The organism is Burkholderia sp. 9779_493, assembly GCF_015712215.1.
Lineage (GTDB): Bacteria > Pseudomonadota > Gammaproteobacteria > Burkholderiales > Burkholderiaceae > Burkholderia > Burkholderia cenocepacia.
Genome location: NZ_JACCQA010000006.1, coordinates 258,442 through 285,113 on the forward strand (window position 1 = coordinate 258,442; position 26,672 = coordinate 285,113).

The 26,672-nt window shown below is 68.4% G+C and carries 23 protein-coding genes; 12 read left to right on the top strand and 11 right to left on the bottom strand.

Going from position 1 to position 26,672, the window contains the following annotated elements:
- Nucleotides 1-18 precede the first annotated feature (18 nt).
- Genes glcF through glcD form a run of 3 tightly spaced genes read right to left on the bottom strand, consistent with a single transcriptional unit; the run spans nucleotide 19 to nucleotide 3,839 of the window.
- Nucleotides 19-1,239 (bottom strand): glycolate oxidase subunit GlcF, encoded by a 1,221-nt coding sequence (gene glcF / locus H0X95_RS08585; RefSeq protein WP_125332587.1) that lies wholly within the window; start codon nucleotides 1,237-1,239, stop codon nucleotides 19-21.
- Nucleotides 1,240-1,263: 24 nt separating this feature from the next.
- The gene (gene glcE / locus H0X95_RS08590; RefSeq protein ID WP_112750817.1) at nucleotides 1,264-2,340 is read right to left on the bottom strand and encodes a glycolate oxidase subunit GlcE; all 1,077 of its coding nucleotides are present in this window, start codon (nucleotides 2,338-2,340) and stop codon (nucleotides 1,264-1,266) included.
- On the bottom strand, nucleotides 2,340-3,839 hold the full coding sequence (gene glcD / locus H0X95_RS08595; RefSeq protein WP_196446022.1) for a glycolate oxidase subunit GlcD: 1,500 nt from the start codon (nucleotides 3,837-3,839) through the stop codon (nucleotides 2,340-2,342). Before glcD ends, glcE begins: the two co-directional genes overlap by 1 nt.
- 218 nt (nucleotides 3,840-4,057) lie before the next feature.
- Between glcD and glcC the strand changes: the two genes are divergently transcribed.
- The 4 genes from glcC to H0X95_RS08615 all read left to right on the top strand — a co-directional run bounded on the left by glcC (nucleotide 4,058) and on the right by H0X95_RS08615 (nucleotide 8,571).
- The gene (glcC, locus tag H0X95_RS08600; protein WP_124633472.1) at nucleotides 4,058-4,828 is read left to right on the top strand and encodes a transcriptional regulator GlcC; all 771 of its coding nucleotides are present in this window, start codon (nucleotides 4,058-4,060) and stop codon (nucleotides 4,826-4,828) included.
- Nucleotides 4,829-5,023: 195 nt separating this feature from the next.
- Nucleotides 5,024-6,526: a nitronate monooxygenase gene (locus H0X95_RS08605; protein WP_125332589.1), complete on the top strand. Its 1,503-nt coding sequence runs from the start codon at nucleotides 5,024-5,026 to the stop codon at nucleotides 6,524-6,526.
- A 35-nt stretch (nucleotides 6,527-6,561) separates the two neighbouring features.
- Complete coding sequence (locus H0X95_RS08610; RefSeq protein WP_125332591.1) at nucleotides 6,562-8,016, top strand: DEAD/DEAH box helicase; 1,455 nt, start codon at nucleotides 6,562-6,564, stop codon at nucleotides 8,014-8,016.
- Between the two features lie 171 nt (nucleotides 8,017-8,187).
- A complete protein-coding gene (locus H0X95_RS08615) occupies nucleotides 8,188-8,571 on the top strand; it encodes an ATP-dependent protease (protein ID WP_124633474.1) in 384 nt (127 codons plus the stop codon).
- A gap of 74 nt (nucleotides 8,572-8,645) precedes the next feature.
- Here H0X95_RS08615 and H0X95_RS08620 read toward each other — a convergent pair whose 3' ends face one another.
- Nucleotides 8,646-9,590 carry a LysR substrate-binding domain-containing protein gene (locus tag H0X95_RS08620; RefSeq protein ID WP_196446023.1) on the bottom strand — a complete coding sequence of 315 codons (945 nt, stop codon included), beginning with the start codon at nucleotides 9,588-9,590 and terminating at the stop codon, nucleotides 8,646-8,648.
- 82 nt (nucleotides 9,591-9,672) lie between these two features.
- On the opposite strand from H0X95_RS08620, the gene H0X95_RS08625 reads away from it, so the two are divergent.
- Nucleotides 9,673-10,071, top strand: a complete 399-nt coding sequence (locus H0X95_RS08625; protein WP_171983974.1) for a nuclear transport factor 2 family protein — start codon at nucleotides 9,673-9,675, stop codon at nucleotides 10,069-10,071.
- A gap of 218 nt (nucleotides 10,072-10,289) precedes the next feature.
- Here the strand turns inward: H0X95_RS08625 and H0X95_RS08630 are convergent, their stop codons facing one another.
- Genes H0X95_RS08630 through H0X95_RS08650 form a run of 5 tightly spaced genes read right to left on the bottom strand, consistent with a single transcriptional unit; the run spans nucleotide 10,290 to nucleotide 16,639 of the window.
- Nucleotides 10,290-11,141 carry a carbohydrate ABC transporter permease gene (locus H0X95_RS08630; RefSeq protein ID WP_006482683.1) on the bottom strand — a complete coding sequence of 284 codons (852 nt, stop codon included), beginning with the start codon at nucleotides 11,139-11,141 and terminating at the stop codon, nucleotides 10,290-10,292.
- 21 nt (nucleotides 11,142-11,162) lie between these two features.
- The gene (locus H0X95_RS08635; RefSeq protein ID WP_006494288.1) at nucleotides 11,163-12,107 is read right to left on the bottom strand and encodes a carbohydrate ABC transporter permease; all 945 of its coding nucleotides are present in this window, start codon (nucleotides 12,105-12,107) and stop codon (nucleotides 11,163-11,165) included.
- 54 nt (nucleotides 12,108-12,161) lie between these two features.
- Entirely contained in the window at nucleotides 12,162-13,421 is a 1,260-nt protein-coding gene (locus tag H0X95_RS08640) for an ABC transporter substrate-binding protein (RefSeq protein ID WP_059722214.1), read from the bottom strand.
- A gap of 60 nt (nucleotides 13,422-13,481) precedes the next feature.
- Nucleotides 13,482-15,473, bottom strand: a complete 1,992-nt coding sequence (locus H0X95_RS08645) for a beta-galactosidase (protein WP_196446024.1) — start codon at nucleotides 15,471-15,473, stop codon at nucleotides 13,482-13,484.
- An 8-nt stretch (nucleotides 15,474-15,481) separates the two neighbouring features.
- Nucleotides 15,482-16,639 carry an ABC transporter ATP-binding protein gene (locus tag H0X95_RS08650; protein WP_196446025.1) on the bottom strand — a complete coding sequence of 386 codons (1,158 nt, stop codon included), beginning with the start codon at nucleotides 16,637-16,639 and terminating at the stop codon, nucleotides 15,482-15,484.
- A gap of 189 nt (nucleotides 16,640-16,828) precedes the next feature.
- Here H0X95_RS08650 and H0X95_RS08655 point away from each other — a divergent pair, with 189 nt between their 5' ends.
- Entirely contained in the window at nucleotides 16,829-17,854 is a 1,026-nt protein-coding gene (locus tag H0X95_RS08655; protein WP_006485083.1) for a LacI family DNA-binding transcriptional regulator, read from the top strand.
- A 27-nt stretch (nucleotides 17,855-17,881) separates the two neighbouring features.
- Here H0X95_RS08655 and H0X95_RS08660 read toward each other — a convergent pair whose 3' ends face one another.
- Nucleotides 17,882-18,523: a GntR family transcriptional regulator gene (locus H0X95_RS08660; RefSeq protein ID WP_171984152.1), complete on the bottom strand. Its 642-nt coding sequence runs from the start codon at nucleotides 18,521-18,523 to the stop codon at nucleotides 17,882-17,884.
- 131 nt (nucleotides 18,524-18,654) lie between these two features.
- Between H0X95_RS08660 and H0X95_RS08665 the strand changes: the two genes are divergently transcribed.
- Nucleotides 18,655-19,131, top strand: coding sequence for an OsmC family protein (locus tag H0X95_RS08665; RefSeq protein WP_006485099.1), 477 nt, complete (start codon nucleotides 18,655-18,657; stop codon nucleotides 19,129-19,131).
- A gap of 18 nt (nucleotides 19,132-19,149) precedes the next feature.
- Here H0X95_RS08665 and H0X95_RS08670 read toward each other — a convergent pair whose 3' ends face one another.
- Nucleotides 19,150-20,100 carry a LysR family transcriptional regulator gene (locus tag H0X95_RS08670; RefSeq protein WP_006485089.1) on the bottom strand — a complete coding sequence of 317 codons (951 nt, stop codon included), beginning with the start codon at nucleotides 20,098-20,100 and terminating at the stop codon, nucleotides 19,150-19,152.
- Nucleotides 20,101-20,214: 114 nt separating this feature from the next.
- Between H0X95_RS08670 and H0X95_RS08675 the strand changes: the two genes are divergently transcribed.
- The 5 genes from H0X95_RS08675 (at nucleotide 20,215) to araG (ending at nucleotide 26,643) form a co-directional block, all read left to right on the top strand.
- Entirely contained in the window at nucleotides 20,215-21,966 is a 1,752-nt protein-coding gene (locus tag H0X95_RS08675) for an IlvD/Edd family dehydratase (protein ID WP_006485093.1), read from the top strand.
- 116 nt (nucleotides 21,967-22,082) lie between these two features.
- Complete coding sequence (locus tag H0X95_RS08680; RefSeq protein ID WP_059722209.1) at nucleotides 22,083-23,012, top strand: dihydrodipicolinate synthase family protein; 930 nt, start codon at nucleotides 22,083-22,085, stop codon at nucleotides 23,010-23,012.
- A gap of 25 nt (nucleotides 23,013-23,037) precedes the next feature.
- Nucleotides 23,038-23,967, top strand: a complete 930-nt coding sequence (locus H0X95_RS08685; protein WP_059722207.1) for a Gfo/Idh/MocA family protein — start codon at nucleotides 23,038-23,040, stop codon at nucleotides 23,965-23,967.
- Between the two features lie 93 nt (nucleotides 23,968-24,060).
- Nucleotides 24,061-25,074, top strand: a complete 1,014-nt coding sequence (locus H0X95_RS08690; RefSeq protein WP_006485098.1) for an arabinose ABC transporter substrate-binding protein — start codon at nucleotides 24,061-24,063, stop codon at nucleotides 25,072-25,074.
- A 21-nt stretch (nucleotides 25,075-25,095) separates the two neighbouring features.
- Complete coding sequence (araG, locus tag H0X95_RS08695) at nucleotides 25,096-26,643, top strand: L-arabinose ABC transporter ATP-binding protein AraG (RefSeq protein WP_125332599.1); 1,548 nt, start codon at nucleotides 25,096-25,098, stop codon at nucleotides 26,641-26,643.
- Nucleotides 26,644-26,672 lie beyond the last annotated feature (29 nt).

Below are 26,672 nucleotides of genomic sequence, written 5' to 3' on the forward strand. Positions count from 1 at the left end.
TTCCTCCGGAAGCGGCGGTCAGGTGACCAGCCGGTTGTCGACGAGCTCGATCCAGTGGCGCACGGGCGTGCGGCCCGCGCCGTTCAGATGAGTCTGGCAGCCGACGTTGGCGGTGACAATCAGGTCCGGCTGCGCCGCTTCGAGCGCATCGAGCTTGTTGTCGCGTAGTGTCGTCGCGAGGTCGGGTTGCGTCAGCGCATACGTGCCGGCCGAGCCGCAGCACAGATGGCCGTCGGCGACATTCGTCAGATCGAAGCCCAGCCGCGTCAGGATGCGCTCGACCGCACCGCCGAGGCGCTGCGCGTGCTGCAGCGTGCACGGGCAATGGACCGCGACGCGCCGTGGCGTCGCATCGGCGAGTGCGTCGAGCGGCTCGGCCGCGATCACTTCGGCCAGATCGCGCGTGAGCGCGCTGACGCGCCGCGCCTTCTCCGCATAGACGGGGTCGGAGCGCAGCAGGTCGCCGTATTCCTTCACGAACGCGCCGCAGCCGCTCGCGGTCAGCACGATCGCCTCCGCACCGGCCTCGATCGCGGGCCACCATGCGTCGATGTTGTGGCGCGCGCGCTGAAGGCCCGCATCCTGCGCGTTCAGGTGATATTCGGTCGCGCCGCAGCAGCCGGCTTCGCGCGCGGGGCTCACGCTGATGCCGAGCCGGTCGAGCACGCGCGCGGCGGCCGCATTGGTGTTCGGCGACAGCGACGGCTGCACGCAGCCCTCTAGCATCAGCACGCGCCGTGCATGACGCACGGCCGGGCGCGGCGCGGCGGCGGGCACGGCGGCCGGGATCTTGTCCCGCAGCGTGCCGGGCAGCAGCGGGCGCAGCGCGCGGCCGGCCTTCAGCAGCGCGGCGAACGTGGCCGGGCGCGGCACCACGTGACGCAACCCGGCGCGCAGCAGGCGTTCGCGCGCCGGCCGTTGCACGCGCTTTTCGGCTTCCGCGCGACCGATGTCGAGCAGCGTGTGATAGCGCACGCCGGACGGGCAGGTCGTCTCGCAGTTGCGGCACGTCAGGCAGCGGTCGAGATGCCGTTGCGTGCGTTCGCCGCACGGCTCGCCTTCGAGCAACTGCTTGATCAGGTAGATGCGGCCGCGCGGCCCGTCGAGCTCGTTGCCGAGCACCTGATAGGTCGGGCAGGTCGCATTGCAGAAGCCGCAGTGCACGCACGCGCGCAGGATCGCTTCCGCTTCGTCGGCCCGGGCGAGGGCCTTGCTTGCTTCGCTGAGATTGGTTTGCATCGGCGGGTCGGGATCGGGTTCGCGTCAGAAGTCGGCGTAGAGCCGGCCGGGATTGAAGATCGCGTGCGGGTCGAGCTGCGCCTTGAGCTGCCGGTGCACGCGCAGCAGCGCGGGCGGCAGCGGCTGGAACGGCTCAGGTGTCGTGCCCGGCGTGAAGCAGGTCGCGTGGCCGCCCCATTGCGCGGCCAGGCGCTGCACGTCGGCCGGCGCCGCGTCGCTTTTCAGCCAGCGCTGCGCGCCGCCCCAGTCGACGAGCTGCGCGCCCGGCCACGCGTCGAGCGGCGCGGCAGCCGGCACCGACACGCGCCACAGCGGACGCGGGTCGTCGAAGAACGGCAGCGCGAGATCGCGCAGCCGCGCCCAGAATGCATCGCCGCGGTCGTCCATCCGGTCGCCGCCGATCGTGTCGCGCGCGGCCTTCACCGAGCCGTCGCCGCCTTCGATCCGCACGCGCAGCACGCCGTTCGCGTGGCACGCACCCGCGAGCGGCAGCCCCGCGCGACGCCACGCGGCGACGCGCAGCACGGCTTCGCTTGCCGCGAGCGTCAGCGCGAGATCGCACGTCGCGCGCGGCTTCGGCAGCACCTTCAGCGACACTTCGGTCACGACGCCGAGGCAACCGAAACTGCCGGCCAGCAGGCGCGACACGTCGTAGCCCGCGACGTTCTTCATCACTTCGCCGCCGAAGCGCAGATGCTTCGCGTGGCCGGTGATCACGCGGCAGCCGAGCACGAAGTCCCGCACCGCGCCGGCCCACGGACGACGCGGGCCCGACAGCGCCGCCGCGAACATGCCGCCGACGGTGGCCGCGCCGCCGAACGACGGCGGCTCGCACGGCAGCATCTGGCCGGCCGCGTCGAGCATCGCGTCCAGATCGGCGAGCGGCGTGCCCGCGCGCGCGGTGATCACGAGTTCGGTCGGGTCGTACGACACGATGCCGCGATGCGTGCGCACGTCGAGCGTGCGGCCTTCGACCGGGCGGCCGACGAACGCCTTCGTGCCGGCGCCGCGGATGCGCAGCGGCTGGCGATCGCGGATCGCCGCGTCGACCTGCGCGACGAGCGCCGCGCTGTCGTCGATGGATTCGATGTCGCGTCGCATCAGAAGCGCTCCAGTTCGGGAAACGGCAGCTTGCCGTGATGGACGTGCATTGCGCCGAATTCGGCGCAGCGGTGCAGCGTCGGGATGTTCTTGCCGGGATTGAGCAGCCCCTGCGGATCGAATGCGGCCTTCACCGCGTGGAAGAACGTGATTTCGTCGGCGTTGAACTGCACGCACATCTGGTTGATCTTCTCGCGCCCGACACCGTGCTCGCCGGTGATGCTGCCGCCCGCCGCGACGCACAGCTCGAGGATCTTGCCGCCGAGCGCTTCCGCGCGGTCGAGCTCGCCGGGCCGGTTCGCATCGAACAGGATCAGCGGGTGCATGTTGCCGTCGCCCGCGTGGAACACGTTCGCGACCGGCAGCCGGTATTCGGCGGACAGCGCGGCGATCCCTTCGAGCACGCGCGGCAGCTCGCGGCGCGGGATCGTGCCGTCCATGCAGTAGTAGTCGGGCGACATCCGGCCGACCGCCGGGAACGCGTTCTTGCGGCCGGCCCAGAAGCGCTGGCGCTCGGCTTCGTCGCGCGCGACGCGAATCTCGCTTGCGCCCGCGTCGCGCAGCAGCGCGGCGACGCGTTCGGCATCCTCGTCGACGTCGCTGGCCGCGCCGTCGAGCTCGCACAGCAGGATCGCCTGCGCGTCGACCGGATAGCCCGCGTGGATGAAGTCCTCGGCCGCGCGGATCGCGAGGTTGTCCATCATCTCGAGGCCGCCGGGGATCACGCCCGCGCCGATGATCCGCGCGACCGCGGCGCCCGCCTTGGCGACGTCGTCGAAGCTCGCCATCAGCACCTTCACGCTCGGCGGCTTCGGCAACAGCTTCACCGTCACCTCGGTGACGATGCCGAGCATCCCTTCGGAGCCGGTGAACAGCGCGAGCAGGTCGAAGCCCGGTGCATCGAGCGCGTCGGCGCCGAGCGTGAGCGTGTCGCCGTCGATCGTCAGGATCTCGACCTTCAGGATGTTGTGCACCGTGAGCCCGTATTTCAGGCAGTGGACGCCGCCCGCGTTCTCGGCGACGTTGCCGCCGATCGAGCACGCGATCTGCGACGACGGATCGGGCGCGTAGTAGAGGCCGTGCGGCGCCGCGGCTTGCGAGATCGCGAGATTGCGCACGCCGGGCTGCACGCGCGCGATGCCGGCATCGGGGTCGATGTCGAGGATCCGGTTGAACTTCGCCATCACCAGCAGGATGCCTTTTTCGAGCGGCATCGCGCCGCCCGACAATCCGGTGCCCGCGCCGCGCGCGACGACCGGTACGCCGTGCGCGGCCGCGACGCGCAACACCGCGCGCACCTGGTCGACCGTGTCGGGTAGCACGACCGCGAGCGGCACCGTGCGGTACGCGGCCAGCCCGTCGCATTCGAACGGCTTGAGCGCCTCGCGTTCGTGCAGCACGTCGAGGCCGGGCGCCGCCGCGTGCAGCGCGGCGACGAGGGTGGCGCGGTCGACGGTCGCCAGCGGCCCGTCGATCCGTTCGTCGTAGATGAAACTCATTGGTTCGTCTCCACCATGCGGGCGGCCGCGCGAGGCGCGACACGCCGGAAGGACAGGATTCTTGGCGGCCCGCGCGGGCATGTCCAGACGTCGCGAAGGTGGTCATACCAGTTTTTGATACGCGATCGATTCTGCGTTCTTGAAGGATCGGCAAAACGCAATGACAACAAGGCTTTGTGCGAAAATCGGCGTCATCTGTCCAAAGTGGTCATACCAGTATGGAAATGCAGGATCGGGAAGGGCCGGCGCGACGCGTGGCCGACGTCGTCGCCGAGCGGATCGAGCAGTTGATCGTCGACGGCGTGCTGAAGGCCGGGCAGGCGCTGCCGTCGGAGCGGCGGCTGACCGAGAAGCTCGGCGTGTCGCGCACGGCCGTGCGCGAAGGCATGAAGCTGCTGCACGCGCGCGGGATCATCGACACGACGCACGGCAAGGGTTCGTTCGTCGCGAGCCTGACCCCGCAGCGTGCGATCACGCCGATGATGCATCTGCTCGGCTCGCAGCCGCGTACGCTGTACGACCTGTTCGAGGTGCGCGGAATGCTCGAGGCCGAGGCCGCGCGGCTCGCGGCGCTGCGCGGCACGCCGGCCGATTTCATCCTGATCCGGCGCCGCTACGAGGAAATGACGGCGGCCGACGCGCAGGATCTCGATCCCGCCGCGCGCGCGAAACTCGACCACGCGTTTCATCTTGCGATCTGCGAGGCGTCGCACAACCCCGTGCTCGTCAATACGCTGCAGTCGCTGACCGACCTGCTGCTCAGCTCGGTGTTCGCGTCGGTGAACAACCTCTATCACCGCGAACCGCTGAAAAAGCAGATCGACCGTCAGCACGCGCGGCTCTACAACGCGGTCACGGGGCGGCTGCCCGACCAGGCGCGCAAGGCCGCGAGCGAACATATCCGTCAGTGCGTAGACTATCTGCGCGAGATCGAGCAGGAGGAGCAGCGGCTCGTGCGTTCGACGTTGCGGCTCGAAGGGTGGACGTAAACGGGCGGGGGTTCGCCTGCACGTTGATGTAAATCACGCCTGGTGCGCTGACGCTGCGGCCTCACGATCGAATATGTCACAATGTGATCTATTCGGTGCGCGGCTTGGCATCGCTCGTGCACGTGGATGCAACACGTACGGCGTACCGTCGAGCGTGATACGCCACCGATCCCGCTTCTGACAGGAGGATGCTGCATGTCGATTCCGACGCGTGGCGACGGGCACGACGCCCGCGCCATCCAGATCCTGCATCGCCCCGTCTGCGACCTGCTCGGCTGCACCTGGCCGATCGTGCTCGCGGGCATGGGCGGTGTCGCGCGCGCGGAGCTCGCGAGCGCCGTGAGCGCGGCCGGCGGGTTCGGCTTTCTCGGCATGGTGCGCGAGCCGGTTGCGCTGATCCGCAGCGAAGTGCAGCGAGTACGCGCGGCGACCGATCGCCCGTTCGGCATCAATCTGATTCCCGCGTCGACGCCGCCCGATCTGCTCGATGCCCAGCTCGACGCATGCGTCGAGCTGGGCGTGCCCGTCGTCGCGCTGTTCTGGGACGTGATGCCGGCCGTCGTGCGGCGCCTGCGCGACGCGGGCGTGTGCGTGGTGCATCAGGTCGGCTCGCTCGACGATGCGCGCGCGGCCGAAGCGGCCGGGGCGCAGGCATTGATCGTGCAGGGGCGCGAGGCGGGCGGCCATGTCCGCGGCGACCGGCCGCTTGCCGCGTTGCTGCCCGACGTGATCGGTGCCGCGAACGTGCCGGTACTCGCGGCGGGCGGGATCGTCGACGGTGCGGGCGTGGCGGCCGCGATGGCGCTCGGCGCGCAGGGCGCGGTGATGGGCACGGCCTTCATCGCGACCCACGAATCGTTCGCGCATGCGTATCACAAGCAGCGCATCGTCGAGGCGCACGAAGGCGACACGCTGCTGACCGACATCTTCCACATCAACTGGCCCCGCGGCGCGAGGGTGCGCGTGCTGCCGTCGAGCGTGACGCGCGGCGAACGCGGCGATCCGTTCGGCGACGCGCGGACCGTGATCGGCGACGAGGAAGGGCGGCCGATCTATCTGTTCAGCACCGATTCGCCGCTGCGCACGATGACCGGCGATGTCGAGGCGATGGCGCTGTATGCGGGCACGGGCGCGGGGCGGATCGAGGCGGTCGAGATGGCCGGCGACGTGTTGCAGCGGATCGTCGCCGGCGCGGCCGCGATACTCGACAAAGGCGGCACGGGGACGCCGGCCGGCGCCGTCGACGAGCGCGAACACGAGCGCCGCGCCGCGTTGCTGGCTACGCTCGATGAATTGCTGGAAGCCGAGCGCGCGGGTGCGCGCGTCGCGTCCGAGACGGCGACCGAGGTGACCGACGATCCCGAGCTGCATCGGCTGATCGCCCGTATCCGCCAGGACGAGGCGCACTGGTGCAGCGTGCTCGTCGACGCGATCCGGTCGCTCGACGCGGTGCCGACGCGCGCGACCGGCGCGTTCTATGAGAAGGCGATGGCGATCGACGATCTGGCGGAGCGGATGGCGTTCCTGAATCGCGGCCAACGCTGGGTCGTGCGCAAGCTGCAGACCTTGCTTCCGACGCTCGCCGATCCGGACATTCACCACGCGCTGTCGTTGATGCTGGTCGCGCACGAGAAGAATATCGGGGCGGTGGACGTGCGGCTGCGCGGCGGCGTGGGCGGGGCGCAACCGGCGCGGTAACCGCTAGAATTGCGGTTTTCGTCCGGAATACGTCCATGTCTTTTGCCTCGCTTGGCCTGATCGAGCCGTTGCTGCGTAACCTGCAGGGCCTCAATTACCAGACACCCACGCCGGTGCAGGCCAAGGCGATTCCCGCCGTGCTCGGCGGCAAGGACGTGATGGCCGCGGCCCAGACCGGCACCGGCAAGACGGCCGGTTTTGCGCTGCCGCTGTTGCAACGGCTGGTGCAACACGGCCCGGCGGTATCCAGCAACCGCGCGCGCGTGCTGGTGCTGGTGCCCACGCGCGAACTGGCCGAACAGGTGCTGCAAAGCTTCGTCGAATACGGCAAAGGCCTCGATCTGCGGTTTCTGGCCGCCTACGGCGGGGTGAGCATCAATCCTCAGATGATGAAGCTGCGCAAGGGCGTCGACGTGCTCGTGGCGACGCCGGGCCGCTTGCTCGACCTCAATCGCCAGAACGCGGTGCAGTTCGATCAGGTGCAGACGCTGGTGCTCGACGAAGCCGACCGCATGCTCGATCTCGGCTTCGCGCGCGAACTCGACGCGGTCTTTGCCGCGTTGCCCGCCAAGCGCCAGACATTGCTGTTCTCCGCCACGTTCTCCGACGAGATCCGCACGATGGCGGCGGGCATTCTGCGCAGCCCGGTCGATATCAGCGTCAGCGCGCCCAACGCCACGGCCAGCAAGATCAAGCAGTGGGTGGTGACGGTCGACAAGCGGAACAAGCCGGACCTGTTCATGCATCTGGTGGCGCAAAACAAGTGGGAGCACGCGCTGGTGTTCGTCAAGACCCGCAATGGCGTCGATTATCTGGCGGTGATGCTGGAGAAAGCCGGCTATGCGGTCGACACGATCCACGGCGACAAGCCGCAACCCGCGCGTTTGCGGGCGCTGGAGCGTTTCAAGGCGGGCGAAGTGCAGATGCTGGTCGCCACCGATGTGGCGGCGCGCGGACTGGATATCGACGATCTGCCGCTCGTGATCAACGTCGATCTGCCGATCGTCGCGCAAGACTATGTGCACCGTATCGGCCGCACCGGCCGCGCGGGCGCCAGCGGCGTGGCGGTATCCCTGGTATGCGCCGATGAAGCGCCGCAACTGGCCGCGATCGAAGCGCTGATCCGGCAGACGCTGCGGCGCGAAGAAGAGCCGGGTTTCGAAGCCGAGCATCGCGTGCCGGAAACCAGCGCGACGGGCCAGATCATCAAGAAACCGAAAAAGCCGAAGAAGCCCAAGGTGCCGCAAGCCGCGCCGGTCGCGAGGCAAACGCCGGGCAAGAAGCCGCATACGCCGAGCAACGACGGCAGGCGCAAGCCGGGGGCGCAGCATGCGACGGCCGCTGGTGCCGGTAAAGGTCCGGACTACACCATCGGCAGCCCGTTCAGCGTGCAGAAGCCGCGCAGCAAGCCAGCCGGGAAGACGGGGGCGGCGAAGCCCGCCGGGAAATCCGCCGGTGGGCGCGGCAAACCGGGCAAACCGTCCAGGTAGGCCGAATCTTCCTGTCCGGGGTGCCGAGACGATTGAATCGTCCGATGCAGTGGACGAATACGGGTGGCTGGAAGCAGCGCGGCCGGTTTTTTCGTTGCCGACCTGAAACCGGCCGCGACCCGGCCTTCCCGGCGTGACCGACGATGTGCGATGACTGAAGTGAGAGAGGGAATGACGACGACATTCGACGAGGCGACAACGGCGGCGATCGCCGCGTTTGCCCAACTGGATTTGTACACGGCCGTGCAAGCGATGCGCGCCGAGGCCGATTATGACCACGAGCGGGACCAGTGGATCACGCGCTATATCGACGAGCACGGCGGCGGCGTGGACGATGCCGAGTACGACGCCTTGCATGCGCAGGCGCAGGCAACGCCGGAATACGCGCACTTCATCGAGGGGGTTCGCCAAGAAATCCTCGAATACTTCGGCGTGACCGACGATCAACTGGACTGCATGATCGTGCTGCGCGAGGACGACAGCGATGCGCTGTGGGCGGAGGTCAACCGCCAGCGGAGCGCGCTGGGAACCGGTGAAGTGCGCGGCGATCTCTGACAGGCCCGTCATTCGCCGGTACTGTGGGTGGGTCATTCGAGCATGTCGATTCCACCCGGGTATCGGATGCTCGCCTATCGGTCTTCTCGCGCAAGTCTCAGCAAGACGTCGGCGAGGGCCCCAATTTTCGGTTGTGCCGCACGTTGGGGCGGATAGACGACGAAGTACGAAAGGCCGTCTCGAGCCACGTCCTCGAACGGCGTCACCAGCGATCCGGCGCGGAGCCGGTCTCTTGCCATTCGCGGGTCGCCGATTGCAACGCCGTGTCCTTCCATCGATGCCGCGAGCGTCAATTCGAGGGTATCGAATACGAGTCCGCGTCCCGCATCGACCTGGCGTGCCCCGACATGATCGAGCCAGCACCTCCATTCCGCGTGGCTGGGCCCGGGATGGAGCAATTCGACCTGCGCAAGGTCGGCAACGGATCGCAGTGAGGTTGCCAAGGCGGGCGCGCACATCGGCGTGAGCATCTCGGCAAACAGCGGGATCGCCTCCATGCCGGTCCATTGTCCCGTGCCGCGCACGACGACGGCATCGACGTCGGACGTCGTGAAATCCGGCGTGTCGTCCGCGGATGTCGAGATACGAAGCTCCGTTCCGCTCATCGCGCGCTGGATGTCCGGCAGCCGCGGGAGCAGCCAGCGAACGGCGAACGTGGAAGGCAACTTCAACGTGAGCACCGAGGTCGCCCGTGCATGGACGTCCGCGTGCCGAACCAATTGCGTGAGCACGTTGACCGCGACCGTCAGCAGTGCATTCCCTTCCGCCGTCAACGTCAGGCCCGATACGTGGCGCACGAAGAGTGCGCATCGGTAATGCGTTTCCAGCTGCTGTATCTGGCGGCTGACCGCACCTTGCGTCCGGCATAGGTGGTCCGCCGCCTTGCTGACGCTGCCCAGCTGCGCCGCGGCGACGAACGACTGAATCGCCGCCAACGGCGGGAGCGGCCGCGTCAGGTCGGCCAGCGGGTATGCATGCGCCGCATACCCGGGTTGCAAATTTTTCGATTGTTCGGTCATCGGGGCGTCGCTATCGTGCGTCTACCGGATGCCCTGTTCTTGCGAGTGAACGGGGTCGTCAACGAATGATCGGAGGATAGCCTTGGGCTCAACGTCGGGATCACTATATACGCAACAGGTTCGCGCCTACCTTCGGGAACTGGAGCGAGGCGATGTCGGCGCCATCTGCGCGCTATTTACGCCGGACGCGCGGATTTTCTCGCCCTTTCTCGGCTGGATGCAGCCTGAGCCCTTCTTTTCGAAGGTCGCTGCCGCGTCGGGAGAAAGCAGGATTACGCCGATCGATATCTGCGTCAGCACGAGTGGCGCTCGCCGTGCGACCGGTTACTTCATCTACGACTGGGGCCTGAAAGACGGCTCGGCGGCGCGCTTCGAGTGCGTCGACGTATTCGAGTTCGACGTCGCGGGGCTCATCGAACGAATGATCATCGTCTACGACACCCATCCGATTCGCAGTACGGTCGGCGACAAGTACGCGTAGCCGAATCGATGTCGAGCAAAGTCGCGCCCAGACGTCCAGGCGCGTCGAAACCGCCAGCATCCAGCTGCGCGTTTAATCGGTTGGCGGCATTGGAGCCTGGATGGCGGGCCGAGGTCGCCAACCGACATCGCCTCAATCTGCAAAGCATGAAAAAAGCCCGCCGAAGCGGGCAACCTCACGATGCGGAGGGGGAGATTCGAAACGCGAGCGGCGCGCGTTCAGCCTTTCGTCGCGCCGAACGTGAGTCCCGCGACGAAATGCTTCTGCATCGCGAAGAACATCGCGACCGACGGCAGCGCGGCGAGAATCGACCCGGCCGAGACGAGGTTCCACGAAGTCGTCCATTGACCTTTCAGCGCGGCGACGCCCGCCGTGATCGGCGCCGCCTCGTCGCCTTGCGTAAGGCACAGCGCCCAGAAGTAATCGTTCCACACGAACGTGAACACGAGAATCGCGAGCGCGGCCAGCGCCGGCCGGATCAGCGGCAGCACGATCCGCCAGAACACCGTCCATTCGCCCGCGCCTTCGATGCGCGCCGCCTCGATCAGCTCGAACGGCAGCTGCTTGATGAAGTTGCGCAGGAACAGCGTGCAGAACCCCGTCTGAAATGCGACGTGGAACAGGATCAGCGCTTCGACGGTATTGAACACGCCGAGCCGCAGCGACAGGTCGCGCACCGGAATCATCAGCACCTGCACCGGCACGAAGTTGCCGGCGACGAACGTGCCGAACAGCGCGGTATTGCCGCGAAACCGGTAGGTCGCGAGCGCGAAGCCGGCCATCGCCGCGAGCGCGATCGAGCCGATGACCGACGGCACGGTGATCTGCACGCTGTTCCAGAAGTAATGCAGCATCGGCGACGTGGTCAGCGCATCGCGATAGTTCTCGATCATCGCGAAGCGGCGCGGCCAGCCCCAGTAGTGGCCTTCGACGAGTTCCTCCGTCGAGCGCACCGACGTGACGAACACCGCGATCATCGGCAGCAGCCAGATCACGAGCGCGACGGGCAGCGACAGCTTGTACAGCCGGCGCGATACCGGCTTCCAGTGGGCAACGGGTGTCGGAAACATGATGAGTGGGCTCCCGAAAGGTCACTGCTCGTTGCGCAGCATGCGGCGCAACTGGAACACGATGTAGACGAGCATGATCGCGAACAGCACGACCGCGATCGACGCGGAATAGCCGAGCCGGTAGTACTTGATCGCCTGGTCGTACATGTAATACGCAAGCACGGTCGAGCTTTCGAACGGGCCGCCGCCCGTCATCACCGAGATCAGGTCGAAGCTGCGCAGCGCGCCGATCACGGTGACGACGATCGCCATGAAGGTGGTCGGCCGCAGTTGCGGCAGCACGACGTGCCACAGCAGCGCGAAGCCGCGCGCGCCTTCCATCCGCGCGGCTTCGATCTGTTCGGGGTTGATCGACGTGAGGCCGGTCAGGTACAGGATCATGCAGTACGCCGTCTGCGGCCACAGCGCCGCGAACACCACGCCGAGCGTCGCATAGCGTGCGTCGCCGAGCACCGGGATGCCGTGCCCGGCGATGAGCGCGAGCAGCCCGAAAGTCGGATCGTAGAACCACGAGAAGATCAGCCCGACGACCACGCCCGACAGCACGAACGGCGCGAAGAACAGCGACTTCACGAGCCGGATGCCACCGACCGCCTGGTTCAGGTACAGCGCGAGCGCGAGGCCGAGCGGCGGTGCGAGCATGAACAGCACGAGCCAGATTACGTTGTTGCGCAGCGCGGTGTAGAACGTCGGCGCCTGCAGCAGCTCCGCGTAGTTCGCGAGCCCGACGAAGGTGCGCTCGGTCATCCCGTCCCAGTTGTACAGGCTCAGCCACAACGTCGACAGGATCGGCCAGATCACATAAATGGCAACCATTGCGCAGGCCGGCGCGAGAAACAGCCACGCGGCGCGCCGTTGCCGTCGCACGGCGGGCGACGGCCGGCGCGCGGGCAACGCGGTGGTGGACGGGCCGCGCGGCGGCGGTGCGGTGCCGGCGGGCGGGGTGGACGTGATCGGACTGGACACGGCAAGCCTCCTGAACGGACACGGCGGCGCGCGGCCGCCGGTTGGGTCACGCGGTCACTTCTTGTAGATCCGCTTGCGGGTCTGTTCGAGTTGCGCGAGCACCGTATCGAGCTGCGCGGGATTCGCGAGGAACTGCTGCATGCCCTTCATCCCTTCGTCGGCCATTTCCTTGGTCATGTCGCGGTCGTAGAACTGCGCGACGCCGCCCTTCGTGTCGGCGAGGATCCGGAAGCCGATGCGCGAGATCGGATCGGCCGGCTCGGGCGACTTGCTGTTGGCCGACAGCGAGCCGAGCCCTTCGGCGAGCTTCGCGCCCATCTCGGGCGTTTCGACGAACGCGAGGAACGTGTGCGCGTCGGCCTTGTTCTTCGCCTTGGTCGGGATGTGCAGCGATTCGACCGGGCCGTCCTCGGCGGTCGGCACCTTCGGGTCGATGATCGGAAAGCGGTAGTAACCCATTTCCGGCTTCACGTTCGGCGGGAAACCGGCCGCGATGAAGGTACCCATCAGCATCATCGCGGCCTTGCCCTGGAACAGGAACGGCTGCGCGCCGTCGAGATCGTAGGACAGCGCGTTGTCGATGAAGTAGCCCGAGTCGATCAGCGATTTCCACGTCGTGTAGACCTTCTTCACGCGCGGGTCGGTGTACGGCACGTCGCCGGCCATCAGTTGCTGATGGAACGCGTTGCCGTTCAGGCGCAGGTCGAGATAGTCGAACCAGCCGGCGAGCGTCCACGCGTCGCGGCCGCCGATCGCGATCGGCGTGATGCCGGCCGCCTTCAGTTTCTTGCACGCATCGAGAAACTGGTCCCACGTCTTCGGCTCGTCGGCGATGCCGACCTTGCGGAACAGGTCCTTGCGGTAGAACAGCCCCCACGAGTAGTAGACGGTCGGCGCCGCGTATTGCTTGCCGTTATAGGACGACGCGCTGCGCGTCGACGCATACATCGCATCCCAGCCGTTCTTCGTCCAGTCGCCGCTCAGGTCCTCGAACAGCCCGCGCTTCGCGTAGTACGCCATCCGTTCGCCCGCGTGCCAGTTCACGACGTCCGGCGCGACGGTGGTGAGCCACGCCGGGAGCTGCACCTTGTACGCTTCCTCGTCGACGAAGGTCGGCTTCACGTCGATGTCGGGATGCGCCTTGTGGAACGCTTCGATCGTCGACTGCCAGACCGCGCGCTGGCTCGCGCCCTTGAACGCGATGTTGAGGGTCAGCGTGCCGGCATCGGCGGGCGCCGTCGTGCCGAGCGACGCGAAGGCGACGGCGGCGGCCGTGGCGAGCCGGGCGGCGGCGCGAAGGGGGCGATGTGTCATGGTGTCTCCAGTCCTGTGTGTCGTTGTGCGTGCCCGGCGCGTCGCGGCGCCGGTGAGGGGTTACGAACGGCTTCGATACACGGCTACGTCCTGCGGTCCGACCTGCGCGGCGCCGAACACGAACGCCGACGGCGGTACCGCGTCGATCGTGTGCGGCGTGCTGCCGTAGTTGAACACGTAGGTCAGGCCGCCGCGGCGGCTCACGCGTACGCCGTCGGGCAGCGGCGTCGGCGCGAGGCCTGCTTCGGCCGCGACATCGGCGAACAGGCGCATGGTGGTCGCGTCGTCGAACAGCGCGGCCCAGTAATGCAGCGCGCCATGCGACACGCAGGCCGGATGACCGTCGGCGAAGCGCGCATGCACGACGCTGCGCGTGTCGTCGTGCAGTTCGACGAAGTCGCGCCAGTGGCGCGCCGCGCCCGCGAGCGGCGAGCCGTCGCGCAGCGTGCCGTCGATCCGTTCGGTCAGGTTCGGCCGCAGCGATTCGACGCGCCACACGCGTACCGGCAGGATCGACGCGAGCGGGCCGGGCGGCAGCGCCGGCGGAATCTGCAGGTCGACGGTTTTCGAGCCGGTGCGCGGCCCGAACACCACATGGGCGCCCGATGCGGCGAGTCGTGACGCGAAATCGTCCGGCACGATCGGCAGCGGCGGCACCACGACGACGCGGTAGCCGTCGAGCGGCGCGTGCGCGGATACGATGTCGACGTCGAGGCCGAGCGCGCGCACCGCCGAGTAGTACTCGAACGCGAAACGCGGGTAGTGGAAATCGGCGCCCTGCGGCTGCACTTCGAACAGCCACTTCGCCTCGTAGTCGAACACCAGCGCAACGGGCGCGCGCACCGCGCCGTCCACATCCGCATCCGCGCCGGCGTCGTGCACGGTCGCGATCTCGCGCGCGACGCGCTGCGCTTCGCGGCCGCCTTCGTCGAGCTTGTCGTCGGGCGTGTGCAGCCCCGCGTGCATCTGTTCCTGCGCGAACGGCGCCTGCCGCCAGCGGAAGTAGGACACGCAGCCGGCGCCGTGCGCGAACGCCTCCCAGCTCCACAGCCGCACCATGCCCGGCAGCGGCGCGGGGTTCCACTGCGCCCAGTTCACGGGCCCCGGCTGCTGTTCCATCACCCAGAACGGCAGCTTCGACATGCCGCGATACAGGTCGTGATTGAACGACGCGAAATCCGGATGGCCGGTGCGCAGCCAGCGCGCCTTCACGTCGGGCGCGAACCATTGCTCCTCCAGCGCGCCGAGCGGGTAGCTGTCCCACGTCGCGATGTCGAGGTCGCGGGCGACCTCGTAGTGATCGAACTCGGTGAACAGCTGCATGAAGTTGTGCGCGACCGGCCGGCCCGGCGAGTGTGCGCGGATCACGTCGACCTGCATCCGGTGATAGCGCGCGAGCTCGTCGGACGCAAAGCGTCGGTAGTCGAGGCGATGCGACGGATGGGCTTCGGTCACGGTGCCCACCGGCGCGTCGACTTCGTCGAAATGGCGATACTCCATGCTCCAGAACACGGTGCCCCATGCACGGTTCAGCGCGTCGATCGTGCCGTAGCGCGCCTTCAGCCATTCGCGGAAGCGCACGAGCGCGGCCGGCGAGTAGCTGACGACGGTCTGGTGGCAGCCGAGCTCGTTGTCGGTCTGCCAGTAGCGCACGGCCGGATGGCGGCCGTAGCGCTCGGCGACCGCCGTGCAGATCTGGCGCGACGCTTCGAGATAGGTCGGCGACGAGAAATCGTAGTGGCGGCGCGAGCCGAACGCGCGCGGCCGGCCGTCCGCGCCGATCGCGAGGATGTCGGGATGACGGTCGACCAGCCATTTCGGCGGCGTCGCGGTCGGCGTGCACATCACGATCTCGAGGCCGGCCGCGCCGAGCACGTCGACCGCACGGTCGAGCCAGCCCCAGTCGTATTCGCCCGGCGACGGCTCGATGCGGCTCCACGCGAATTCGGCGATCCGCACCTGCTCGATGCCGAGCGTTTTCATCCGGTGGGCGTCGTCGGCCCACATCGATTCCGGCCAGTGTTCCGGGTAGTAGCAGACTCCGAGGCGCATGCCGATCCTTATGCGTAGTGGTGAACGTGGACGTCGGCGCACGCGGGCACCGCGCGGCCGTCTTCGGTGAACAGGTGGCAGGCCGCGGCCGGCGCGTGCACGTGCACGCGTTCGCCGGTGCGCACCTGCGCGTCGCCGGGCACCTTCGCGATCAGCGGCGTCGCGTCGGCCAGGCCAGGCGAATCGAGGTGCACGTAGGTCTGTTCGCCCAGGCGTTCGACGAGCGCGACGTCGCGCGCGAGCGTCGTTGCGTCGGCCGCGGCGCCGAGCGTCAGGTGTTCGGGACGGACGCCGAGCGTCACGGTGGCGCCGGCGCCCAGCGCCGAGCCGTCACGCGGCAGCGCGAAGGTTTCGCCGGACGGCACCAGCTTGACGGTCGTGCGCTGCGCGTCGCACGCGGTCACGACGGCCGGCAGGAAGTTCATCCGCGGCGAGCCGATGAAGCCCGCGACGAAGCGGCTGGCCGGGTGGTGGTAAAGGTCGAGCGGCGCGCCGACCTGCGCGATGCTGCCGTGCTGCGCGGTATCCGCGCCGGCGTGCAGCAGCTCGATCTTGTCGGCGAGCGTCATCGCCTCGGTCTGGTCGTGCGTCACGTAGACGACGCTCGCGCGTTCGAACTGCCGGTGCAGCCGCGCGATCTCGATGCGGGTCTGGCCGCGCAGCGCCGCGTCGAGATTGGACAGCGGTTCGTCGAACAGGAACACGCCGGGCTCGCGCACGATCGCGCGGCCGATCGCGACGCGCTGCCGCTGGCCGCCCGACAGCGCCTTCGGCTTGCGTTCGAGCAGCGTGTCGAGCTGCAGGATGCGCGCGGCGTCGCGCACCTTCCGGTCGATCTCGGCTTTCGGCACGCGCGCGAGCTTCAGCCCGAACGCCATGTTCTCGTACACCGTCATGTGCGGAAACAGCGCGTAGCTCTGGAACACCATCGCGACGCCGCGCTCGGCGGCCGGCACGTCGTCGACGCGGCGGCCGTCGATCGACAACTCGCCCGCGCTCAGATCCTCGAGCCCGGCGATCATGCGCAACAGGGTCGACTTCCCGCATCCGGACGGCCCGAGAAACACGCAGAACTCGTGCGCGCCGATCTCCAGATCGACGTCGCGAATGACCGGCGCGTGCTCGCCATAGGCTTTCTGCACGCGTCGCATCGAGATGCTCGCCATTGTCTCCGCTCCATGTTTTAATGCGCCACATTGCTTGATTAAGCGCTTAATCATCGCGATCAAAAAAAGGGGCGATGCGATCGCGGCCGAGTCGCGCCCGTCGGTCGGGCGGCAGGGTGTGCGGCGATAGTGCGCCGCTTCGGTGAGCGAAGCAAATATTGGATCGACGTCTCATATAGTGAGCAAACGATGGCAACTCTGGATGAAGTGGCGCGCCGCGCCGGCGTGACGGCCGCGACGGTGTCGAACGTGCTGCGCGATCGCGGCCGGGTCGGCGACGCGACGCGGGCGCGGGTGCTCGAAGCGGTCGACGCGCTCGGGTATCGGCCGCACCTCGCCGCGCGGGCGCTGGCGGAAGGGCGCGCGCCGACGGTCGCGCTGATGGTATCGAGCATCGCGAACCCGTTCTATCCGGAGTTCGCGCTGGCGGTCGAGCGCGCGGTGCGCCGCAACGGGCAGTTCCTGATCGTCTGCAATACGAACGAAGATCCGTTGCAGGGGCGCGCGTATCTCGACCAGATCGCCGGCACGATCTCCGAAGGGATTCTCGTGACCAATGCGAACCTGCACCTGCCGGACCTGCTCGACGTCGCGCGGCGTGGCGTGCCGGTCGTGCTGTGCCTGTGGGAGCGGCCCGACGCGCCGCCCGACGGGTTGCCGTGCGTGGCGATCGATTTCCGCGAGGCGGGACGGATCGCGACGCGGCATCTGCTCGAACTCGGTCACGAGACAATCGGCGTGATCGTCGGCGGCGCGGCGAGCGGCGTGCAGGCGGCGCGCTACGACGGCTTCGTCGACGTGATGCGCGATGCGGGGCTCGACGCGTCGATCGTCGCGGCCGAGCGTGATTCGATCGAAGGCGGGCTGCGTGCGGCGGGCCGGCTGCTCGATGCGCACCCGCGGTTGACCGCGCTGGTCGCGACCAACGACCTGCCGGCGATCGGCGCGATGCATGCGGCGGCCGATCGCGGCCGGCGCGTGCCCGACGATCTGTCGATCGTCGGCATCACCGACATCCATCTCGCGCGCGACACGCGGCCCACGCTGACGACCGTCGCGATCCCCACTGCCGAAGCGGCCGGCCTCGCAGTCGAGCTGCTCAATACGCTGCGCGAGGCGGGCGGGAAGGGCGACGGCGCGTCGCGCGTGCGGGTCGCGTCGCTGCCGACGCTGACGGTGCGCGGCACGACCGGGCCGGTGCCGCGCGCGGCATGACGAAACGCGAGCGGTAGCCCGCCGGCTTCAGCCGCCTTCGACGAGCCGCAGCACGATGCGGCGGGCCGAATCGAGATGCGCGACGGTCATCGCGCGGGCGCCGCGGGCATCGCGTTCGAGGCACGCCTGCAGGATATCGTCGTGTTCGACCTGGAACGACGGGGTATCGGCGAGCAGCGTGGCCTGCAGGCGCTCGTAACGTTCGACCTGGCCGCGCAGTTCGGCGATCGACTTCAACTGCCGCGCGTTGCCGCAGCACGAATACAGCAACGCGTGGAATTCGCGGTTCAGTTCGCCTTGCCGGCGTGGCACGGTTGCATCGCCGAGCAGCCGATGCACGAGTTCGGCGCGGGCGAGCGTTTCGTCGTCGAGCCGCTTCACGCTGCGGTAGATCGCATCGCCTTCGAGCAGCACGCGCAGATCGTAGATTTCCTGCACGTCCGACGCGCTCAACATGCGCACGACGGCGCCGCGATTCCGGAAGATGTCGAGCAAGCCCTCGCGTTCCAGCCGCTGGATCGCCTCGCGCATCGGAATCCGGCTGATGCCGAAGCGCTCGGCCAGATCGCGCTCGACGAGCCGCTCGCCGGCCGCCAGTTCGCCGTTGATGATCATGTCGCGCAGCGACGCGGCGACCGCGTCCGCCGTGGAGTCGAGTTTGGCTTCCATGCCTGCCTGTTTCGTCATTTTGGAATAATGGTATACCAAACGGCCATCCAGTGCCACAATGGCCACCATCGGCGGGCTTCACGCAACGGCGTCCGGCCCGGTCGAGGCAACCGACATCAATGGAGAGCGAGATGGCATCGGGCGAACACCAGTATCGCGTCGCAGTGGAGTGGACGGGCAATCGTGGCACCGGCACGTCGGGGTATCGCGAGTACGGGCGCGATCATGTGATCCGCGCAGGCTCCAAGCCGGATATTCCCGGCTCGTCGGACCCGGCGTTTCGCGGCGACGCGGCGCGCTGGAACCCTGAAGACCTGCTGCTCGCGTCGGCATCGGCGTGCCACAAGCTGTGGTATCTGCACCTGTGTTCGGAAGCCGGCATCCGCGTGCTGGCCTATGTCGACCACGCGGAAGGCACGATGCTCGACGGCGCCGAAGCGGGTCGCTTCACCGAAATCGTGCTGCGCCCGCAGGTGACGATCCGGGCCGGCGACGATCGTGAACGCGCGGCGCAGCTGCATCACGATGCGCATGCGAAGTGTTATATCGCGAATTCGGTCAATTTTCCGATTCGGTGCGAGCCGGTGATCGAGGTTGCCGCGGCGTAGGAAACCGCGGCTGCGTCGTCACAGCGCGACCCCATAAACCTCCCGCGCCGCGGCCCGAATCGCCTCGACCATCACCGTCACCGCCGGCGAATGCAGCCGGTCGGTGCGCGTGATGATCCCGAAATCGTCCATCCGGCAATCCATCTCCAGCGGCAGCATCGTGACGATCCCGTGCCGCGCGTAGTAGCGCGCGACGTCCTCGGCGAGCACCGCGATCATGTCGCTCTGTTCGAGCAGTTGCGTGATGAACAGCAGCGCCGACGTTTCGACGAGGTTCGCCGGCGGCGCGAGGCTCGCGCGCTGGAACACGAGTTCGAAGCGGTGCCGCAGCACGCTGCCGGCCGGCGGCACGACCCACGCGGCGCGCTGTACGTCCGCGAGCGCCAGCGGCGCTTGCGCGAGCAGCGGATGGCCGGGCCGCACGACCGCGGCCACCGATTCGCCGGTCAGCGGCTCGTAGCGCAGGCGCAGCTTGTCGTGTTCGGCGGACAGCCGGCCGAGCACGATGTCGATCTTTTCCTGCGCGAGATGCTCGAGCAGCACGTTGCTGGTGTCGATCTCGACCGACACGTGCAGGCCCGCATGCGTGCCCTTCACCGCGGCGACGGCCGGCGGCACGAGCCGCAGGGCCGGCGACGTGATCGCCCCCACCGCCACGTGGCCGAGATGGCCGGCCTTCAGCGCGGCCAGCTCCTCGCGTGCCTGGTCGAGGCTGCCGAGCGCCGCGCGCGCGTGGCGGATCAGCGCGTCGCCGTACAGCGTCGGCCGCATCCCGCGCGGCAGACGCTCGAACAGCACCGCGCCGATCGATTCCTCGAGTTCGCGCAGCAGCTTCGACGCGGCCGGCTGCGTCATGTTCAGCGCGGCCGCCGCGCGGTGGATGCTGCCTTCGTCGGCGAGCGCGACGACCAGCAGCAACTGGCGCGTCTTCAGGCGGGCGCGGTTTCCCCACGGACTGGCTTCGGTCATCGTACGGGTTTATATCGATATCGGAATCGATATCGTAATCGCCAAAAACGTCATTAGCCAGTTATCAAAATTCTGCCTAGACTGCGCCGGTATCCCGTCACCACAGGACTGACGATGTCGGCAACAAAACCCAGGCTGCGCTCCGCCCAATGGTTCGGCACGAACGACAAGAACGGCTTCATGTACCGGAGCTGGATGAAGAACCAGGGCATTCCCGATCACGAATTCGACGGCCGGCCGATCATCGGCATCTGCAATACGTGGTCCGAACTGACGCCGTGCAACGCGCACTTCCGCAAGCTCGCCGAGCACGTGAAGCGCGGGATTTCGGAAGCGGGCGGCTTCCCGGTCGAGTTCCCGGTGTTCTCGAACGGCGAATCGAACCTGCGGCCGTCGGCGATGCTCACGCGCAACCTCGCGTCGATGGACGTCGAGGAAGCGATCCGCGGCAACCCGATCGACGCGGTCGTGCTGCTCGCCGGCTGCGACAAGACGACGCCCGCGCTGCTGATGGGCGCGGCAAGCTGCGACGTGCCGGCGATCGTCGTGTCGGGCGGCCCGATGCTCAACGGCAAGCTCGAAGGCAAGAACATCGGTTCGGGCACGGCCGTGTGGCAACTGCACGAAGCGCTGAAGGCCGGCGAGATCGACCTGCATCACTTCCTGTCGGCCGAAGCCGGGATGTCGCGCTCGGCCGGCACCTGCAACACGATGGGCACCGCGTCGACGATGGCGTGCATGGCCGAGGCGCTCGGCGTCGCGCTGCCGCACAACGCGGCGATTCCGGCCGTCGATTCGCGCCGCTACGTGCTCGCGCACATGTCGGGCATCCGCATCGTCGAGATGGCGCTCGAAGGGCTCGTGCTGTCGAAGGTCCTGACGCGTGCGGCGTTCGAGAACGCGATCCGCGCGAATGCGGCGATCGGCGGCTCGACCAACGCGGTGATCCATCTGAAGGCGATTGCCGGCCGCATCGGCGTGCCGCTCGAACTGGAAGACTGGATGCGTATCGGCCGCGACACGCCGACGATCGTCGACCTGATGCCGTCGGGGCGCTTCCTGATGGAGGAGTTCTATTACGCGGGCGGGCTGCCGGCCGTGCTGCGCCGGCTCGGCGAAGGCGGGCTGCTGCCGCACCCGGACGCGCTGACGGTCAACGGCAAATCGCTGTGGGACAACGTGCGCGAAGCGCCGAACTACGACGACGAGGTGATTCGTCCGCTCGACCGGCCGCTGATCGCGGACGGCGGCATCTGCATCCTGCGCGGCAATCTCGCGCCGCGCGGCGCGGTGCTGAAACCGTCGGCGGCGAGCCCCGAACTGCTCAAGCATCGCGGCCGCGCGGTGGTGTTCGAGAACCTCGACCACTACAAGGCGACGATCAACGACGAAGCGCTCGACGTCGACGCGAGCTCGGTGATGGTGCTGAAGAACTGCGGGCCGCGCGGCTATCCGGGCATGGCCGAGGTCGGCAACATGGGGCTGCCGCCGAAGCTGCTGCGCCAGGGCGTGAAGGACATGGTGCGGATTTCCGATGCGCGGATGAGCGGCACCGCGTACGGCACGGTCGTGCTGCACGTCGCGCCGGAAGCGGCCGCTGGCGGGCCGCTCGCCGCGGTGCGCAACGGCGACTGGATCGAACTGGACTGCGAGGCCGGCACGCTGCATCTCGACATTCCGGATGAAGAGTTGCAGCGCCGCCTGTCCGACGTCGATCCGACCGCGGCGCCGGGCGTGGCCGGCCAGCTCGGCAAGGGCGGCTACGCGCGGCTGTATATCGATCACGTGCTGCAGGCGGACGAGGGGTGCGACCTCGACTTCCTGGTCGGCACGCGCGGCGCGGACGTGCCGAGCCATTCGCATTGAGCAGGCGGGCGGCGCGACCTGCGTCGCCGCCGGTTGCGGGCCTTCCCGGCCCGCGCTTCATGAAACCGTGAACGCATGACGGCCGGCGACAACCGGACCGAAGCAGGACGCGAACCATGACATCGAGCAGCACGCCGCGCTATCGCGGCATCTTTCCCGTCGTTCCGACGACGTTTGCCGATACCGGCGAGCTCGATCTCGCGAGCCAGAAGCGCGCGGTCGATTTCATGATCGACGCCGGCTCGGACGGGCTGTGCATCCTCGCGAACTTCTCCGAGCAGTTCGCGATCACCGACGACGAACGCGACGTGCTCACGCGCACGATACTCGACCACGTGGCCGGCCGCGTGCCGGTGATCGTCACGACGTCGCACTACAGCACGCAGGTGTGCGCGGCGCGCAGCCTGCGCGCGCAGCAGCTCGGCGCGGCGATGGTGATGGCGATGCCGCCGTACCACGGCGCGACGTTCCGCGTGCCCGAAGCGCAGATCTTCGATTTCTTCGCGCGCGTGTCGGATGTGATCGACATCCCGATCATGATCCAGGATGCGCCCGCGAGCGGCACCGCGCTGTCCGCGCCGTTCCTCGCCCGGATGGCGCGCGAGATCGAGCAGGTCACGTACTTCAAGATCGAGACGCCGGGCGCGGCGAACAAGCTGCGCGAGCTGATCCGGCTCGGCGGTGACGCGATCGAGGGGCCGTGGGACGGCGAGGAAGCGATCACGCTGCTCGCCGACCTCCATGCGGGCGCGACCGGCGCGATGACGGGCGGCGGCTTCCCGGACGGCATCCGGCCGATCCTCGAAGCGTTCCGCGAAGGGCGGCACGACGATGCGTTCGCGCATTACCAGGCGTGGCTGCCGCTGATCAATCACGAGAACCGCCAGTCCGGGATCCTCACCGCGAAGGCGCTGATGCGCGAAGGCGGCGTGATCGCGTGCGAGCGGCCGCGGCATCCGATGCCGGAACTGCACCCGGACACGCGCGCGGAATTGCTCGCAATCGCGCGCCGGCTCGATCCGCTCGTGCTGCGCTGGGCGCGCTGAGCGATTCGCGAAGGAGAAAGGCACGATGAGTGAACCGATTTCGCTGGGCGTCGTCGGGATCGGCAAGATCGCACGCGACCAGCATCTGCCGGCGATCGCCGCCGAACCGGGCTTCGCGCTGACCGCATGCGCGAGCCGTCACGCGGAAGTCACGGGCGTACGCAACTACCCCGACCTGCGCGCGCTGCTCGCCGCCGAACCCGAACTCGACGCGGTGTCGCTGTGCGCGCCGCCGCAGGTGCGCTACGCGCAGGCGCGCGCCGCGCTCGAAGCCGGCAAGCACGTGATGCTCGAGAAGCCGCCGGGCGCGACGCTCGGCGAAGTGGCCGCGCTGGACGCGCTGGCCCGCGAGCGCGGCCTCACGCTGTTCGCGACCTGGCATTCGCGTTGCGCGAGCGCGGTCGAGCCCGCGCGCGCGTGGCTCGCGCACCGCACGATCCGCGCGGTGCAGGTGCGCTGGAAGGAAGACGTGCGGCGCTGGCATCCGGGGCAGCAGTGGATCTGGGAGCCGGGCGGCCTCGGCGTGTTCGATCCGGGCATCAACGCGCTGTCGATCGTCACGCGCATCCTGCCGCGCGAACTCGTGCTGCGCGAGGCGACGCTCATCGTGCCGAGCGACGTGCAGACGCCGATCGCGGCCGAACTCGATTGCGCGGATACCGACGGCGTGCCGGTGCGCGCGGAATTCGACTGGCGCCACGGCCCCGTCGAGCAATGGGAGATCGCGGTCGACACGGCCGACGGCGTGCTCGCGATCAGCCGCGGCGGCGCGCAATTGTCGATCGCGGGCGAGCCGGTCGAGATCGGGCCCGAACGCGAATACCCGGCGCTGTATGCGCACTTCCATGCGCTGATCGCGCGTGGCGAAAGCGATGTCGACGTGCGGCCGCTTCGGCTCGTCGCCGATGCCTTCCTGTTCGGCCGGCGCGTGCAGACCGACGCGTTCGGCCGCTGAACCTGCGCGCGCGCTTCGGTACGAACAAGCGCGCGCGACGAATGATTGATTACGGCACACATCACGGCATCAGCCGATACAAAGGAGACACCCATGAACCGCACGACTCACACGATTCGCCGCCATACCCTGCGCGCGCTGCTGGCCGCGCTCTGCATCGCGCCGCTCGGCATGCAGGGCGCCGCGCACGCCGACGCGCCGCTGAAGATCGGCTTCCTCGTGAAGATGCCGGAGCAGGCGTGGTTCATCAACGAGCAGAACGCGGCGTCCGCGCTCGGCCAGAAGGAGAATTTCTCGGTCGTGAAGATCGGCACGCCGGACGGCGAGAAGGTGCTGGCCGCGATCGACAACCTCGGTTCGCAGGGCGCGCAGGGCTTCGTGATCTGCGCGCCGGATGTACGTCTCGGGCCGGCGATCGCGTCGCGCGCGAAGCGCTACAACATGAAGTTCGTGACGGTCGACGACCAGCTCGTCGATTCGAGCGGCAAGCCGCTGCCGAACGTGCCGCACCTCGGGATGTCGGCGACCAAGATCGGCAACCAGGTCGGCCAGGCGATCGCCGACGAGATGAAGCGGCGCGGCTGGAAGCCGGAAGAAGTCGGCGCGCTGCGCGTGACCAACTACGAGCTGCCGACCGCGAAGCTGCGCACCGACGGCGCGACGCAGGCGCTGCTCGCGAACGGCTTCCGCAAGGAAAACATCTTCGACGCGCCGCAGAAGACCACCGACGACGAAGGCGGCTTCAGTGCGGCGGCGCCGGTGCTCGCGCGCCATCCGAACGTGAAGAAATGGGTGATCTACGCGCTGAACGAGGAAACCGTGCTCGGCGCGGTGCGCGCGACCGAACAGCTGCACATCCCGGCGGCCGACGTGATCGGCGTCGGCATCAACGGCGCGGGCGAGGCGTTCGCCGAGTTCCAGAAGAAGGAGCCGACCGGCTTCTACGGGACGATCGCGGTCAGCTCGACGAACCACGGCAAGGACAGCACGCAGAACCTCGTCGACTGGATCCGCAACGGCAAGACGCCGCCGGCCGACACGCAGACGAGCGGCAAGCTGATGACGCGCGCGAACTGGCAGGCCGTGCGCGCCGAACTCGGTATCTGAGCGGGGCGAGGCGAGAACGCGATGACGATGCAGACGATCACGGCCGCGTCCGGCCACGACGCCGAAGCGGGCATGCGGCCGGACGGCCCGCTGCTCGCGCTCGACGGCATCACGGTGACGTTTCCGGGCGTGCGGGCGCTCGACGCGGTGTCGCTGTCGGTGCGCGCGGGCGAGGTGCACGGGCTGATGGGCGAGAACGGCGCGGGGAAATCGACGCTGCTGAAGGTGCTGTCCGGCGTGAACCAGCCGCAGGCCGGCACGCTGACGCTGAACGGCACGGCGCAGCGCTTCGCGTCGACGCGCGCGGCGCTCGAGGCCGGCATCGCGATCATCTACCAGGAACTGCATCTGGTGCCCGAGCTGACGGTCGCGGAAAACCTGATGCTCGGGCAATTGCCGAGCCGGCTCGGCGTGGTCGACGAGCGCACGCTCGCCGCGCGCGCGCTCGATGCGCTGGAGCGGCTCGGCGAGCACATCGATCCGGGCATCCCGGTGAAGTATCTGTCGATCGGCCAGCGCCAGATGATCGAGATCGGCAAGGCGCTGATGCGCGACGCGCGCGCGATCGCGTTCGACGAACCGACGAGTTCGCTGTCCGCGCGCGAAACCACGCAGCTGTTCCGGATCATCCGCGCGCTGCGCGCGGAAGGCCGCGCGATCATCTACGTCACGCACCGGATGGAGGAGGTCTATGAACTGTGCGACCGCGTGACGGTGTTTCGCGACGGTCGCCGCATCGACACGTTCGATTCCGTCGCCGATCTCGACCGCGACCGGCTGATCGGCTGCATGGTCGGCCGTTCGATCGAGGACGTGTACGGCTACCGGCCGCGTGCGGCCGGCGACGTGCTGATCGAAGCGAAGGGGCTGGCGGGGCCGGGGCTGGCCGAGCCCGTGTCGTTCACCGCGCGGCGCGGCGAGATCGTCGGCTTCTTCGGGCTCGTCGGCGCGGGCCGCTCCGAGCTGATGAAGCTGCTGTACGGCGCGGTGCGACCGAGCGCCGGGCACGTCGAGCTGAACGGCAAGCGGGTGGCGTTCGGCAGCCCGCGCGACGCGGTGCGCGCCGGCATCGCGCTGTGCCCGGAAGACCGCAAGCAGGAAGGCATCGTCGCGATCGCGTCGGTGGCCGACAACCTGAACATCAGCGCGCGCCGTCATTTCAGCCCGGCGCGCGTGCTGCTCGACGGGCGGCGCGAACGCGAGCTCGCGCAGCAATACATCGAGCGCCTCGCGATCAAGACCCGCGACGGCGACACGCCGATCGGCGCGCTGTCGGGCGGCAACCAGCAGAAGGTCGTGCTCGCGCGCTGGCTGGCCGAGCGCATCGACGTGTTCCTGATGGACGAGCCGACGCGCGGTATCGACGTCGGCGCGCGCGCGGAAATCTACAACCTGTTCTACGAACTCGCGGAAGCGGGCCGCACCGTGATCCTCGTGTCGAGCGATCTGGCCGAGGTGATCGGCGTGTCGGACCGCATCGTCGTGATGAAGGAAGGACGGATCGCGGGCGAGGTCGCGAAGGCGCACGCGACGCCCGATGCGCTGATCAAGCTCGCGCTGCCGCGCTAGCGGCGTGCTGTTCAACCGGAAAGCAAGTG

What these genes read in the sequence shown, in the direction of transcription:
- H0X95_RS08675 (WP_006485093.1), top strand. Translation starts at nt 20,215, where the DNA reads ATGTCGGCAACAAAACCCAGGCTGCGCTCCGCCCAATGGTTCGGCACG.
- H0X95_RS08655 (WP_006485083.1), top strand. Translation starts at nt 16,829, where the DNA reads ATGGCAACTCTGGATGAAGTGGCGCGCCGCGCCGGCGTGACGGCCGCG.
- glcF (WP_125332587.1), bottom strand. Translation starts at nt 1,239, where the DNA reads ATGCAAACCAATCTCAGCGAAGCAAGCAAGGCCCTCGCCCGGGCCGAC.
- glcC (WP_124633472.1), top strand. Translation starts at nt 4,058, where the DNA reads ATGGAAATGCAGGATCGGGAAGGGCCGGCGCGACGCGTGGCCGACGTC.
- H0X95_RS08605 (WP_125332589.1), top strand. Translation starts at nt 5,024, where the DNA reads ATGTCGATTCCGACGCGTGGCGACGGGCACGACGCCCGCGCCATCCAG.
- H0X95_RS08615 (WP_124633474.1), top strand. Translation starts at nt 8,188, where the DNA reads ATGACGACGACATTCGACGAGGCGACAACGGCGGCGATCGCCGCGTTT.
- H0X95_RS08685 (WP_059722207.1), top strand. Translation starts at nt 23,038, where the DNA reads ATGAGTGAACCGATTTCGCTGGGCGTCGTCGGGATCGGCAAGATCGCA.
- H0X95_RS08645 (WP_196446024.1), bottom strand. Translation starts at nt 15,473, where the DNA reads ATGCGCCTCGGAGTCTGCTACTACCCGGAACACTGGCCGGAATCGATG.
- glcD (WP_196446022.1), bottom strand. Translation starts at nt 3,839, where the DNA reads ATGAGTTTCATCTACGACGAACGGATCGACGGGCCGCTGGCGACCGTC.
- H0X95_RS08610 (WP_125332591.1), top strand. Translation starts at nt 6,562, where the DNA reads ATGTCTTTTGCCTCGCTTGGCCTGATCGAGCCGTTGCTGCGTAACCTG.
- H0X95_RS08670 (WP_006485089.1), bottom strand. Translation starts at nt 20,100, where the DNA reads ATGACCGAAGCCAGTCCGTGGGGAAACCGCGCCCGCCTGAAGACGCGC.
- H0X95_RS08660 (WP_171984152.1), bottom strand. Translation starts at nt 18,523, where the DNA reads ATGGAAGCCAAACTCGACTCCACGGCGGACGCGGTCGCCGCGTCGCTG.
- H0X95_RS08690 (WP_006485098.1), top strand. Translation starts at nt 24,061, where the DNA reads ATGAACCGCACGACTCACACGATTCGCCGCCATACCCTGCGCGCGCTG.
- H0X95_RS08630 (WP_006482683.1), bottom strand. Translation starts at nt 11,141, where the DNA reads ATGTTTCCGACACCCGTTGCCCACTGGAAGCCGGTATCGCGCCGGCTG.
- H0X95_RS08665 (WP_006485099.1), top strand. Translation starts at nt 18,655, where the DNA reads ATGGCATCGGGCGAACACCAGTATCGCGTCGCAGTGGAGTGGACGGGC.
- H0X95_RS08620 (WP_196446023.1), bottom strand. Translation starts at nt 9,590, where the DNA reads ATGACCGAACAATCGAAAAATTTGCAACCCGGGTATGCGGCGCATGCA.
- H0X95_RS08650 (WP_196446025.1), bottom strand. Translation starts at nt 16,639, where the DNA reads ATGGCGAGCATCTCGATGCGACGCGTGCAGAAAGCCTATGGCGAGCAC.
- H0X95_RS08640 (WP_059722214.1), bottom strand. Translation starts at nt 13,421, where the DNA reads ATGACACATCGCCCCCTTCGCGCCGCCGCCCGGCTCGCCACGGCCGCC.
- glcE (WP_112750817.1), bottom strand. Translation starts at nt 2,340, where the DNA reads ATGCGACGCGACATCGAATCCATCGACGACAGCGCGGCGCTCGTCGCG.
- araG (WP_125332599.1), top strand. Translation starts at nt 25,096, where the DNA reads ATGACGATGCAGACGATCACGGCCGCGTCCGGCCACGACGCCGAAGCG.
- H0X95_RS08680 (WP_059722209.1), top strand. Translation starts at nt 22,083, where the DNA reads ATGACATCGAGCAGCACGCCGCGCTATCGCGGCATCTTTCCCGTCGTT.